The sequence below is a fragment of the Streptomyces sp. NBC_00885 genome (assembly GCF_045207475.1).
Taxonomy (GTDB): domain Bacteria; phylum Actinomycetota; class Actinomycetes; order Streptomycetales; family Streptomycetaceae; genus Streptomyces.
Genome location: NZ_CP108796.1, coordinates 7,692,033 through 7,704,676, shown reverse-complemented (window position 1 = coordinate 7,704,676; position 12,644 = coordinate 7,692,033). Strand labels below are relative to the sequence as shown.

Below are 12,644 nucleotides of genomic sequence, written 5' to 3'. Positions count from 1 at the left end.
TCCGTGAGATCTCCGGGCGGAATCCCCATGCCCCGCCCGACGCCGTTCCGAGGGACCGTCCCGAGCGTCACGGTATGGCCGGGCGACCGTGCCGTGGACGGCCGTTGACAGGTTTGCGCGGCCGTGACATCTTTCCCGAGCCCGCATCAGACAACGTTGTCAACAAGGGGTGGCCCTATGCGACGGTCAGTCGGCCGGATCCGGAACTGCGTGACCAGCCTGGCCGTTGGCGCCCTGCTGACCGGTGCTCTCAGCGGGCCGGCCGCCGTCAGCGCCGCCGCCGCACCAGTGGCCGACCCGACGAGTCTGGTCAACCCCTTCGTCGGCACACAGAACTTCGGCAACACCTTCCCCGGAGCGAGCGCACCCTTCGGGATGGTCCAGGTCAGCCCGGACACCGGCGGCCAGGGCGGCTACGACTACCAGCAGAACAGGATCCACGGCTTCAGCCAGACCCATCTGTCCGGCGTGGGCTGCTCCGTCGCGGGCGAGCTCCCGATCATGCCGACCACCGGTGCGGTCGACCGCGTGAACCCGGACGACTACCGCTCGGAGTACTCCCACGACGACGAGCAGGCCGAGCCCGGCTACTACCGCGTGAAGCTGAAGACCTACGGCATCGACACCGAGCTCACCGCCACGCAGCGCACCGGCTGGCAGCGCTACACCTTCCCCTCGACCGGCGCCGCCAACGTCCTGTTCAACACGGGCAGGGCCAACCAGAAGGTGTACGACTCCGAAGTGCATGTCATCGGAGACCGCACCGTCGAGGGCCGGGTGCACGCGGGCAACTTCTGCGCGGGCAAGGACGACCACACCGTCTACTTCACCGCCACCTTCGACCGGCCCTTCAAGACCCAGGGCACGTGGCGCGGCTCGACTCCCGAGCCGGGCAGCCGGGACGCCGCGGGCGAGGGCGGCAACGGCGCATGGGTGAGCTTCGACGCGAGCACCGACAAGGACGTCGTGGTGAAGGTCGGCCTCTCGTACACCGGCGTCGAAGGCGCCCGCAGGAATCTGACCGCGGAGACGAAGGACTCGTACGACTTCGACGCCACCCGCGCCGCCCTGCACCGCAGTTGGCAGGAGCAGCTCGGCTCGATCCGTATCGGCGGCGGTTCGCACGAGCGGCAGAGCGCCTTCTACACCGCGCTCTACCACGCACAACTGCACCCCAACCTGGCCGGCGACGTGGACGGCCGCTACACCGGCTTCGACCGCAAAGCCCATACGGCGAACGGCTATACGCCCTACCAGAACCTCTCGCTCTGGGACACCTACCGCCCGCAGAACCAGCTGCTCGAACTCCTTCAGCCCGGTGTCGCCCGCGATGTGGCGCTCTCCGTGGTCGCGATCGGCAGGGACGGCGGCCGGCTGCCGCGCTGGGCGCTCGCCAACAGCGAGACCAACATCATGACGGGTGACCCGGTGACCCCGTTCCTCGTCGAGGCCTGGTCGAAAGGCCTGCTCGTCGGGCACGAGGAAGAGGCGTACGCGCTGCTGAAGCAGAACGCCACGAGCACGCCGCCCGCCGCATCCCCGTACAACGGCCGCTCGGGCGTGGACTTCTACCGCGAGCGCGGCTACATCCCCTCGGGTCTCGCCCTCGGCAAGGACTGCGCCGACAAGGGCGGCGACAACGACTGCAGCCACCCCGCGTCGGCGACCCTGGAGTACGCGGCAGCCGATGCCTCGCTGGCCCTGATGGCCGGTGGGCTCGGCCACCGGGCCGACGCCAAGGTGTTCGCCGTGCGCGGCCGGTGGTACCGCAATCTGTGGGACTCCTCGATCGGGCAGTTCCGTCCCCGTACGACGCAGGGGACATGGGTGACGCCGTACGACCCGGTCGGGGCGAGCCATCAGTTCCACGAGGGCGGCGCCCACCAGTACCAGTGGCTGGTGCCCCAGGATCCGGCCGGGCTTGTCGCGCTGATGGGCGGCAGGAAGGCCGCCGAGAAGCGGCTCGACGCCTTCTTCGTCCACGACAAGCTGCTCACCGACCCGGCCGGTACCGCGCGCAACGACTGGATCTCCCAGCCCTACGACTACTACGGCAAGCCCACCTACAACCCCAACAACGAACCCGATCTGCACGCCCCGTACATGTATCTGTGGGCGGGTGCGCCCGCGAAGACCGCGACCGTCACGCGTGCGGCGATGACGCTCTTCACCAACGGCCCGGACGGCATGACCGGCAATGACGATCTCGGCACGATGTCGGCCTGGTACGTCTTCTCGTCGCTGGGTCTCTATCCGACGATGAGCGGCGCCGACTTCCTGGCGCTGTCCAGCCCGCAGTTCGAATCGGCGACGGTCAGGATCGGGCAGTACGGCCGCAAGCAGGGCGGCACGCTGGAGATCAGTGCTCCCGGGGCGAGCGACGACCGGCGCTATGTGCAGAGCGTGGCCCTGAACGGCGAGAACGTAGCCACCACTTGGCTGGACTGGGACGCGATCGCACACGGCGGTCGGCTGGCCCACCGGCTGGCAACCCGGCCGTCCGCGTGGGGCACCGGCAGGAACGCCGAGCCTCCGTCGGTGGGCGCGGCGGCCGCAGCCGACAGCCGCCGGCATGTCGACGCCTCGCTGCGCACCGCCTCGGACGCCGTGCCGGCGGGCGTCAGCGCACAGACCGCCCACCTCTCGCTGGACGTACTGGCCCAGTCACCGGGAGATGTGCGCGTGTCCGTCGCTGCCAAGGCTCCGGCCGGCTGGGCCACGGAAACATCCTCGCCCCTGACTCTCGCCTCCCGTCGTCTGCCGGTGCAGACGACCGTCCCGCTCGCCGTGACGGTGCCGCCGGGCACCGCGGTCGGCTCGTATCCGGTGCAGTTCACGGTCACGGCGCAGGGCATCGCGCCCGTCGTCCGTACGGCCACCGTGGACGTGCGGACCGCGGCGAGCTGTGCGGGAGCCGGTGGCGGACAGTGTGCCGTGGACCTGGGCGGCGCCATGAACCACGACGGTACGGCGACGAAGGAGCAGCCGGGCCAGGGCAACTTCGACGGCCTTGGCTGGAGTTACGACGGCGACCTGCTGCCGAAGGCGGGTCCGGTCACCTGGAACGGCGTGACGTACAACGCGCCCGATGCGTCGGGGACGGCCGGGAACTTCGTCGAGGCCCGCGGCCAGGCGCTGCTTCTTCCCGCGGGGGCACGTTCCTCGCTGCGCCTGGTCGCCGCCGCGCACAACGGTCCGGTCGCGACGACGCTCACCGTCCGCTACACGGACGGAAGCAGTGCGGACGTGCCGGTCACTGTGGGCGACTGGGCCGGTTCCACACCGTCCGGCAGCACGGTCGTGCTCGACATGCCGCACCGCATCAAGGACGGGCAGGGCGTCGACGGGCCGCCGGTGCGGCTGTTCGGCGGCACGGTCGCGCTCGACGGGACGAGGACGCTGCGCTCGGTGACGCTGCCGGACGACCCTCGGGTCGAGGTGTACGCCATCACGCTGATGTGAGCCGCTGTTGTACATCACCCGTGGCCGGGTGCGCCCCGCCGCTGTAGCCGTCAGCCCCGGATGAAGTCGAGCAGATCGGCGTTGAAGGCCTGCTCGTAGTCGCCGGTCAGACCGTGCGGTGCGCCGGGGTAGACCTTGAGCGTCGCGTCCTTGACCAGCGTTACGGACTTGTGGGCGGCCGCGACGATGGGCACGATCTGGTCGTCGTCGCCGTGGGCGACGAGGGTGGGGACGTCGATCCGCTTCAGGTCCTCGGTGAAGTCGGTCTCCGAGAACTGGGCGACGCAGTCGTACGCGGCCTTCAGCCCGCACTGCATGCTCTGCAGCCAGAACGCGTCCCGCGTGCCCTGGGAGACGGACGATCCGGGCCGGTTCGCCCCGTAGAAGCTCTCGCTGAGCTCCTTGTAGAACTGCGACCGGTCGCGCTCGACTCCCGCCCTCAGGCCGTCGAAGACGTCGATGGGCAGACCTTCCGGATTGGCGTCGGTCTTCAGCATCTGCGGCGGTACGGCGCCGAGGAGTACGGCCTTGGCCACGCGGGCCGTGCCGTGCCTGCCGATGTAGCGGGCCACTTCGCCGCCGCCGGTCGAGTGCCCGACCAGGATCACCTCGTTGAGACGGAGCGACTCGATCAGCTCGGCGAGATCATCTGCGTACGTGTCCATATCGTTGCCCTGCCAGGGCTGGCCGGAGCGGCCGTGACCGCGCCTGTCGTGGGCGACGGCACGGAAGCCGTTCTCGGCGACCAGCCGCAACTGCCCGTCCCAGGCGTCGGCGTTGAGCGGCCAGCCGTGGCTGAAGACGACGGGCTGCCCGCTGCCCCAGTCCTTGTAGTAGATCTCGGTGCCGTCGGTGGTCGTAAAACTGCTCATTAGCTGCTGTCCTCTCGGTCGGACGAAGCGGCGTGCGCAGGTGAGAGCGGTGTGTCGACCTTGGCCTCCGTCCACGGGTCGAGGGCTCCTTCGCCTCATCCTCGCTCACCGCGCCGGAGAACGCGTCCTGGAACAGCTCGTGGTCAGGGGCCCGCCCGTCGGAGAGGCTCGGCGCAGGGGAGACGCTCTACGGGCCGGAGCCGAATACACCTGTTATCGGTCACATGTTTGCGTTTCAACGTATGCAGGAGGCATCGATCTCCTGGTTATCGTGATGCTCTTTCACCGACAACCGGAGCAGATGTGCCCAATGCGGAAGAACTGGCGGACCGGCCGCTGAGCGGGCAGGCCGTCGCGCCCATCCCCCAGACCACGCCTGGCCGCCTCGTGCCCTCCGTTGTCGTCGCCGGAGCGGTCTCGCTGTTGATCCTCGTCGCGCTCGGCCGACTGCTCGGGGCCGACCAGTGGCTCACGCATCCCGGCTTCCGGGCCTGGCAGACGATCTGCGTGGCCATCGCCGTACAGGCGCTGCCGTTCCTCCTGCTGGGCACGCTGATCTCCGGCGCCGTCAACGCGTTCGTCCCCGCTCATGCCTTCAGCCGGATCCTGCCGCGCAACCCCGCGCTCGCGGTGCCGGTGGCGAGCGCAGCCGGTGTCGTACTGCCCGGCTGCGAGTGCGCGTCGGTGCCGGTTGCCGGCAGCCTGATCCGGCGCGGTGTCACACCGGCCGCCGCATTCGCGTTCCTCCTGTCCGCACCCGCGGTCAACCCGGTCGTGCTCGCGGCGACGGCCGTGGCCTTCCCCGGCAGTCCGCAGATGGTCCTCGCGCGGCTCATCGCCTCCCTGGCCACGTCCGCAAGCATGGGCTGGCTGTGGCTCAGGCTCGGCCGCTCCGAGTGGCTGCGGATGCCTTCCCGGCACACCGGACATCAGAGCGGCCACAGCCGCTGGGACGAGTTCCGGCTGGGCTTCCAGCACGACTTCCTGCACGCCGGAGGGTTCCTGGTGTTCGGCGCGATGGCTGCCGCCACCTTCAATGTCACCGTGCCGCGCTCGGTGCTCGAGACCTTCTCCGGCTCGGCCTGGATGTCGGTGCTCTTCCTCGCGGGCCTGGCCGTCGTCCTGGCGGTCTGTTCGGAGGCGGACGCCTTTGTGGCCGCCTCGCTGACCGGCTTCTCCCCCACGGCACGGCTGGCGTTCATGGTGGTCGGCCCGATGGTCGACCTCAAGCTGATCGCCCTGCAGGTGGGGACGTTCGGCCGGGCCTTCGCCGTACGGTTCTCGACGGCCACGGCGATCACCGCCGTCGTGTGCAGCGCGTTGACCGGGTGGTGGCTGCTTTGAAGCGCACCCTCCAGGCAGGGCTGCTCCTGCTCACCGGGGCAGGGGTGCTGCGGGTCTCCCTGTTCAGCGACATCGTCCTGCGGTATGTCAAGGCGGGCCTGCAGCCGTACGTGATCGCCTCGGGCGTCTGCCTGATGGCGCTCGGCCTGATCGGCACGGTGCGCGACAGGCCCGGACGGGACGGAGCGGCTGAGGACGAACCCGGCCATCAGCACGGGCACGAGCACGAGCACGGACATGATCACTCGCACGGCCCCCGCATCGCCTGGCTGCTGCTCCTGCCCGCACTCACCCTCCTCTTCTACGCGCCCCCCGCACTCGGCTCGTACACAGCCGCACGTGACAACGCCAAGGTCGTCGAGGACTACGACCGCTTCGACCCGCTGCCGGCGCACGGCCCCGCGCCTCTCTCGCTGACGGAGTTCATCGCCCGGACGCAGCAGGACGACCACCAGGCCCTCAAGGACCGCAACGTGCTCCTGTCGGGCTTCGTCACACCCGGCAAGAACGGCACCTGGGATCTCACCCGGCTGCTGGTGGCCTGCTGCGCCGCCGACTCCCAGTCCCTGACGGTCGCGATGCACGGCGTGAAGGCGCCGCCCGCCGACACCTGGGTGAAGGTCACGGGCACCTGGCATCCACAGGGCACCCTGGGAACGCCCTCCGCGGCCCTCGCCCTCGACGTGACCTCCCTCCAGAAGATCCCGCAGCCTCCCAGCCCCTACCTGGACCGGGCCCCGGCCCTCAGCTCCTGAGCCGCACGATCAAGACGCGACCGCGCCAGGCGCAGGGTGACCAGCCTCGCCTGAAGTCACCGCCACATCGTCGCCGGCCAGATGGTCAGGGCCGCAGCGAGAATGAGCGTGATGTTGAGGGCGACCTCGCGGTCTCCGCGGCTCAGGTGAACCCTTGTCGCGCCGATCTGCAGGACCACGAACCCGATCGCCGCAGCCAGGGCCAGCCAGGGGGCGATGCCGGTCAGCGGCGGGAGGATCAGCCCGATCGCGCCGAGCACTTCGATCACCCCGATGGCCCTGACGGCCGGCATCGGCGTGCTGTCCACCCACGCCATCATCGGTCGGAGCTGCTCACGGCTCTGGACCACCTTCACTCCGCCCCCGTAGAGGTAGAAGAGAGCAAGCGGGCCGGCGACGATCCAATATGCAACGTTCACGATTCCCATCCACGGCTACCAGTTGTAGGTGACACATCGTCACCAAGAGAGCGGCGACAAAAGGCACAGGCGAGTGCGTAAGTGCGTAAGCGGCCCAGGTAGAAGCCGCCTCGGGGTACGGATCCGGTAACGGGCAGCCGGGCGGCTCTTCCGGCTTCTAGGCGAAGTCGGTGGCAGGCTCGGTGGCGTAACGACTCATCGCTTGGATGTTCGCCTGGGGGGTCAATGCCCGGCCGCCGACGATCATGTTCTGCAGGTCCCGGAAGTACTGCACGTACAGGTCCGGCGTGAAAGTGCTGAGCATGACGGCCGGTTGGTCGGTCATGTTGGCGAAGGTGTGCGGTGCTCCGGGCGAAACCATCACGAGCGTGCCCACGGTCGCGTCGTAGTCCTTCTCTCCGACCGTGAACCGCACCGTGCCGGAGATGATGTAGAAACCCTCGTCGTGCTGGGCGTGGCGGTGCTGCGGCGGTCCGGGCGTGTGTGGCGCGAGGACGGACTCGGCGAGCCCGAGGCGGTGCCCGGTGTTGCTGCCGTCTTCGAGGACGCGCAGTCGCGTGGTGCCCAGGAGGATCGTCTCACCGTCGCCCGGACCGACCACCGATACGGTGGGGTCGGCAATCGGCTCACTGGTCTTCGGTTCGTCAGTCACGCTTCGATTCAACTGCCATGGCAGTGCGACCGTCCAAGACCCATTCTGTGATGTCGATACCGTACCGGTATCGTCGCACCATGGAGCTACGCACGCTGCGCTATTTCGTGGCGGTCGCCGAGGAACTCCACTTCGGCCGGGCCGCCGCCCGGCTGCACATGAGTCAGCCGCCACTGAGCCGGGCGATCAAGCAGCTCGAGACCGAGGTCGGCGCGGCGCTGTTCAACCGGTCGTCCACCGCTGTCAGGCTCACTCCGGTGGGGGCGGTGCTGCTCGATGAGGCGCGCGCCCTGCTCGACCAGGCCGACCGGGTACGCATACGCCTGGCCACGGCGGCCGGCGGCGCGACCATCACCGTCGGCATCCTGGGTGACAGCACCGACCCGGGCGCAACCCGGATGGCCAACACCTTCCGCGGGAGGCACCCGCGCGTCGAAGTCCGCATCCGCGAGACCAACCTGACCGATCCCACCTGCGGGCTGCGCGGCGGACTGGTCGACGTCGCCCTGACCCGCGGGCCGTTCGACGAGACCGGCCTGACGGTGCACGAGCTGCGCGCCGACCCGGTGGGCGCGCTGCTGCGCGCCGACGATCCTCTGTCCCGCCGCGACAGCCTGAAGCTGGCCGACCTGGCCGACCGCAGCTGGTTCCTGTTCCCGGAGGGCACCGACCCCATCTGGCAGTCGTACTGGAACGGCGGGGAACCTCGCCAGGGCCCGGTGGTGCGCGCCGTCCAGGAATGCCGGCAAGCCGTTCTCTGGAACGGCACGGTCGGCATGACTCTCCTGGACCACGAGCCGGCAGAGGGGCTCAGCGTGGTGCCGCTGATCGACATGCCGCCGAGCCGCGCGGTGGCGGCATGGAACGAGGGCGACACGAATCCACTCATCCGCTCGTTCGTCCAGATCGCAACCGCCGCCTTCCACGAATGAGCGCCTCACCGTCGCTCGGGTGCTGGTCTTGGACTTGTGGCGTCGCTGAGGTTGCGGGTTGAGCGTGCGTTGCCGGGCCGTTCTGTTTCAGGACGGCACCGGGCAGGATCAGTCGCATATCTGGTCCTGCACCGTGGTACCTCTCCCTGCCCGAGGAATTCGTCCTGCTCTCGCACTTGGAGTCCGGCACAGCGCACGACGCCGCTCAGACGGCGTTCGGCTGCGCGGCTGCCGAACTCGGCGAGCTCGCGCACACTTTTCGGCACGTTGGTCAGCCCTGAACGGCTGGAACGGCATATCGCTGCGGTAATCGCGGAAGGAACAGTCGCCTTGACCGGGCGGACGGCGCCGGTTTCCACCGAGGCAGTCGGTCTCCAGGTAGTCAGTCGGTGGATACGACACCACGGGCGATGCCCAGGTCCACCAGGTCCTGTGGGCGCAGCCGGAGTTGTTCGGCGGTCGCGCGCGTCTGGTCCGGCCCGCGTTTGAGGATCGCCGCGGCCAGCTCGGGGGCGATGACGGAGAAGTAACTGTCCGGCGTGGCCCAGGTGTTGCCGGGTGAGGCGAGCGCGAGCGCCCCGCCCGATCCGCCCTCGCCGATCACGAGCGTGGTGACCGGCACTCGGGCGGCGGCCACCGCGGAGAAGGCGTCCGCGATCGCGGGTCCCGCTCCCGCGTGTTCCGCCGCGGCGTCATTGGCGGCGCCCGGCGTGTCGATCACGGTGAGCACCGGTACGCCGAGACGGCCGGCGAGCCGGATCAGCCGGGCCGCGGTCCGGTAGCCGGCGGGGAGGGTCGCGGTGCCGCACTGGGCGGCGTAGGCGATGGCCCGTCCCTGGTGCAGTCCGAAGCCGCACAGCATGCCCGGGTCGACACCTCCGCACCGGTCGCCGCTGATGGCCTCGCGTGTCTCGAAGTACGCGTCGAGGTAGGCGCCCGCCCTCGGGCGGTCGGCCGAGCGTGCGTTCTGGACGGCTTCCCAGCCGGTGGCGGGGAGTTCGGCGCGGCCGAGGGCGCGGGGCGGCCGGGCCGGTGCGTCGGACGGGGCGGTGAGCAGCGTCAGCCAGCGGCCCAGCGTCGCGCGCAGCTCCTCCTGGCGTACGACCGCGTCGACATGGCCGGCGGCCAGCTGAGCCTCCGCCGTGTATGCGGCAGGGTCGGCGTCCGCCGGGCGTACCCGCGAGCCCGCGAAGCCGATCTGGGCGCCGGGCAGCGCGAGGACGACATCCGCACCGGCGCCCAGAGTGGCCCAGCCGCCGCCCGTCGAAGGGTCGCGCACCACCGCGATCTGGGGCAGGCCGGCGGCGCGGGTGAGTGTGGACTGCCGTGCCACGCGCTGGAGTTGGACCAGCGCGCGCATGCCCTCCTGCATCCGGCTGCCGCCGGTCGCGATCAGCGAGACGACGGGCAGCCGCCGCTCGCGCGCATGCGTGTACGCCGCCTCCAGCCGGTCGCCGGTGCGCTCCCCCAGCGATCCGCCGAGGAAGCCGAACTCGAAGGAGATCAGCACCACTTCGGTCTCGCCGACCGTGCCGGTGCCGCAGACCACCGACTCGCTCTCGCCGGTGCGCAGCGCGGCACGGGCGTGCTGCTCGTCGTAGCCCTGCCAGGCGATCGGACCGTCGGGCGCGGACGTGCCGTCGGGCGCGGGCAGTTCGGTGAAGGCTGAGGCCACCCGGGTGATGGCCTCGCGTGCCGTGAGCCGCTCAGCCATGGAGCGCCCGCTTCATGATCTTGCCCATGTCGTTGCGGGGCAGGGCGTCGAGGAAGCGCACGTCGCGCGGTCGCTTGTGCGGGGCGAGTTGGGCCGCGACATGCGCGGACAGCTCTTCCGGGGCGGGTGGCGCGGCCGGGTCCGCCGGCACGATCCAGGCGACGATCCGCTCGCCCAGATCCGCGTCGGGCTCGCCGGTCACGGCTGCCTCACGGACACCGGGATGGTCGAGCAGCGCGTTCTCGATCTCGCCCGCGCCGATCTTGTAACCGCCGCTCTTGATGAGGTCGGTGGCCTTGCGGCCGACGATCCGCACATAGCCGTCGGCGTCGAGGCTCGCCATGTCTCCCGTACGGAACCAGCCGTCGTCGAAGGCCGCCTCGGTCGCGTCGGGCCGGTTCAGATACTCCGTGAACAGGTTGGGCCCGCGCACCTGGATCTCACCGATGCCGTCGCTCTCGTCGACCAGCCGGAACTCAACTCCCTTGAGCGGCACACCGACCGTCCCTGGGCGCGGGTCGCCGTCGGCGCGTACGGAAGTACTCATGAGCGTCTCCGTCATCCCGTAGCGCTCGATGACCCTGCGGCCGGTCGCCGCGGCGATCCGTTCATGGTCGTGCACGGGCAGCGCCGCCGATCCGGAGACGAGCAGCCTGGCTCCGGCCAATGCCTTCACCAGCTGCGCATCGCCTGGCAGTTCCTCGGCGATGCGGTGGTACATCGTCGGTACTCCGAAGAGCATCGTGGCGCCCGAGGCCAGTTCGCGTGCCACGCCCTGCGTGCTGAACCGTCCCAGGTGCCGCACCTCGCCGCCGCGGCGCAGCGGCCCCAGGATGCCGAGGATCAGCCCGTGGACGTGGAACAGCGGCAACCCGTGCACCAGAACGTCGTCGGCGGTCCACTGCCAGGCGTCCTCCAGCGCGTCGAGTGTGGAGGTGATCGCCCGGTGCGGCAGGACGGCGCCCTTGGGCGGTCCGGTGGTGCCCGAGGTGTAGACGATGAGGGCGGGCGCCTCGGGTGACGGCTCGGGCGGCAACGGTGTTTCCGGTCCGGTGAGCTCCACATCCCTGCGCGGCAAGGCGCCCAGGGCCGCAGGCAGTTCGGTGCCCGGCTCGGCCAGCACCAGTGACGGCTCGCTGTCGGCGAGGATGTGCGCCAGTTCGCGCTCGCCGGTCTTCGGATTGAGCGGTACGGCGGGCACGCCCGCGAGCAGCGCCGCGACCACACCCACCGCGGTCTGAGGCGTGGGCGTCGCCCACACCGCGACCCTCCGCGCGCCGGCCAGCCTCGCGGCCAGTGAGCCCGCGGCCGCGGCCAGTTCGGCATGAGTCAGGGACCGGTCGCCGAAGCGGAGAGCCGGCAGCGCAGACCTCGCGGCGAGTGCGGGGAAGAGAGGGGACACGCGTCGTACTCCTTGCTGTCGTCGGACCGCTGTCACGATGATCCCTCCATACGCCGCCGAGTGCCGAAGGAATCGCGCACCGGCCAGGTGCCTCGCTCACCAGCCGCGCGCCTCCCGCAGCAGCCGGTCACGCACCAGCGTGAGGTGCGGGTTGTCGGTGGCGCCCGGGCGCTGGACGAGAAAGCCGGTGTTGATGGGCGGGTCCTCGGGCGCCAGCAGCGGCACCACCACGCCCGAGGTGAGTTCGCCCTGGCAGAGATAGCGCGGCAGCACGCTCATTCCGGCGCCCGCGGCGACGGCCGAGAGCACCCCGCGCAGATCGGGGACGGTCAGTGCGGGCTGCGCGTTCAGGCGGGTGCCGAAGACATGGCGCCAGTAGCGGCGGGCGATGGGCAGATCCTCCGCGTAGGTGACCAGCGGGACGCCGCGCAGGGCGGCGGGCCCTTCGTCCGCCACCCGCTCCTGCCAGTCCCCGTCCCGGCCGATGCGTTCGGCCCACAACGGCGAAGCGACCAGCACGAATTCCTCGTCCATCAGCGGTACGGCGGTGAGCGTGCGCCCGCGCGGGCGGTGGGTGGAGATCGCCAGGTCGTAGTGGCCCTGGCGCAGGCCTTCGAGCAGTTCGTCGGTCAGCCCGGTCGTGACCCTGAGCCGTACGCCCTGCTCGACCAGCGGCGCGAGGGCGGGCAGGGCGCGTACGCACAGAAGCTCGGCCGGACCCGCGAGGTGTACGGGATCGGCGGGCACGGTCTCGTCGAGGTGGCCGCGGTCGGCGACGGCGGCCAGGGCGTCCAGAGGCGAGGCGATCCGCGCGGCGAGCCCGTCGGCGACCGGGGTCGGAGTGACGCCGCGGGGCAGCCGCCCGAACAGCTCGCGGCCCAACTGCCGTTCCAGGGAACGGATCTGGGTGGTCACCGTGGGCTGGGACAGACCGAGGAGGCGCGCGGCCGCGGTGAATGAGCCCGCCCGGTGGACGGCGAGGAAGGTCCGCAGCAGGGTCAGATCGAGCGGTGCGTTCGACGCGGCCTCCCGCATTCCCGTCGATCCATTGGATTCTCTATGGCTCATGGTGGTGAGCCTATTGGATCCGAA

Annotated in this window: 10 protein-coding genes; 4 read left to right on the top strand and 6 right to left on the bottom strand. The window is 70.4% G+C overall.

All coding sequences use genetic code 11. The annotated features are described in order from the left end of the window. The first annotated feature begins 177 nt into the window (after positions 1 to 177). Complete coding sequence (locus OHA61_RS35180) at positions 178 to 3,462, top strand: GH92 family glycosyl hydrolase (protein ID WP_406306425.1); 3,285 nt, start codon at positions 178 to 180, stop codon at positions 3,460 to 3,462. 50 nt (positions 3,463 to 3,512) lie between these two features. Here OHA61_RS35180 and OHA61_RS35175 read toward each other — a convergent pair whose 3' ends face one another. Further along, positions 3,513 to 4,334, bottom strand: a complete 822-nt coding sequence (locus tag OHA61_RS35175) for an alpha/beta fold hydrolase (protein ID WP_406306424.1) — start codon at positions 4,332 to 4,334, stop codon at positions 3,513 to 3,515. Positions 4,335 to 4,781: 447 nt separating this feature from the next. Here OHA61_RS35175 and OHA61_RS35170 point away from each other — a divergent pair, with 447 nt between their 5' ends. Then, positions 4,782 to 5,678 carry a permease gene (locus OHA61_RS35170; RefSeq protein WP_406307584.1) on the top strand — a complete coding sequence of 299 codons (897 nt, stop codon included), beginning with the start codon at positions 4,782 to 4,784 and terminating at the stop codon, positions 5,676 to 5,678. Next, positions 5,675 to 6,433 (top strand): TIGR03943 family putative permease subunit, encoded by a 759-nt coding sequence (locus tag OHA61_RS35165; RefSeq protein WP_406306423.1) that lies wholly within the window; start codon positions 5,675 to 5,677, stop codon positions 6,431 to 6,433. The genes OHA61_RS35170 and OHA61_RS35165 overlap by 4 nt, the downstream gene beginning before the upstream one ends. A 56-nt stretch (positions 6,434 to 6,489) precedes the next feature. Here OHA61_RS35165 and OHA61_RS35160 read toward each other — a convergent pair whose 3' ends face one another. Next, a complete protein-coding gene (locus tag OHA61_RS35160) occupies positions 6,490 to 6,852 on the bottom strand; it encodes a DoxX family protein (RefSeq protein ID WP_406306422.1) in 363 nt (120 codons plus the stop codon). A 157-nt stretch (positions 6,853 to 7,009) separates the two neighbouring features. After that, the gene (locus OHA61_RS35155; protein WP_406306421.1) at positions 7,010 to 7,504 is read right to left on the bottom strand and encodes a cupin domain-containing protein; all 495 of its coding nucleotides are present in this window, start codon (positions 7,502 to 7,504) and stop codon (positions 7,010 to 7,012) included. Between the two features lie 80 nt (positions 7,505 to 7,584). Between OHA61_RS35155 and OHA61_RS35150 the strand changes: the two genes are divergently transcribed. Then, positions 7,585 to 8,436, top strand: coding sequence for a LysR family transcriptional regulator (locus tag OHA61_RS35150; protein WP_406306420.1), 852 nt, complete (start codon positions 7,585 to 7,587; stop codon positions 8,434 to 8,436). A 382-nt stretch (positions 8,437 to 8,818) separates the two neighbouring features. Here the strand turns inward: OHA61_RS35150 and OHA61_RS35145 are convergent, their stop codons facing one another. The 3 genes from OHA61_RS35145 to OHA61_RS35135 all read right to left on the bottom strand — a co-directional run bounded on the left by OHA61_RS35145 (position 8,819) and on the right by OHA61_RS35135 (position 12,620). Further along, positions 8,819 to 10,150, bottom strand: coding sequence for a carboxyl transferase domain-containing protein (locus tag OHA61_RS35145; protein WP_406306419.1), 1,332 nt, complete (start codon positions 10,148 to 10,150; stop codon positions 8,819 to 8,821). After that, positions 10,143 to 11,552, bottom strand: coding sequence for an acyl-CoA synthetase (locus OHA61_RS35140; RefSeq protein ID WP_406306418.1), 1,410 nt, complete (start codon positions 11,550 to 11,552; stop codon positions 10,143 to 10,145). The genes OHA61_RS35145 and OHA61_RS35140 overlap by 8 nt, the downstream gene beginning before the upstream one ends. A 96-nt stretch (positions 11,553 to 11,648) precedes the next feature. Then, the gene (locus OHA61_RS35135) at positions 11,649 to 12,620 is read right to left on the bottom strand and encodes a LysR family transcriptional regulator (RefSeq protein WP_406306417.1); all 972 of its coding nucleotides are present in this window, start codon (positions 12,618 to 12,620) and stop codon (positions 11,649 to 11,651) included. Between the last annotated feature and the right edge of the window lie 24 nt (positions 12,621 to 12,644).

Coding starts and splice junctions, on each gene's coding strand:
- OHA61_RS35180 (WP_406306425.1), top strand. CDS start 178: ATGCGACGGTCAGTCGGCCGGATCCGGAACTGCGTGACCAGCCTGGCC.
- OHA61_RS35175 (WP_406306424.1), bottom strand. CDS start 4,334: ATGAGCAGTTTTACGACCACCGACGGCACCGAGATCTACTACAAGGAC.
- OHA61_RS35150 (WP_406306420.1), top strand. CDS start 7,585: ATGGAGCTACGCACGCTGCGCTATTTCGTGGCGGTCGCCGAGGAACTC.
- OHA61_RS35145 (WP_406306419.1), bottom strand. CDS start 10,150: ATGGCTGAGCGGCTCACGGCACGCGAGGCCATCACCCGGGTGGCCTCA.
- OHA61_RS35135 (WP_406306417.1), bottom strand. CDS start 12,620: ATGAGCCATAGAGAATCCAATGGATCGACGGGAATGCGGGAGGCCGCG.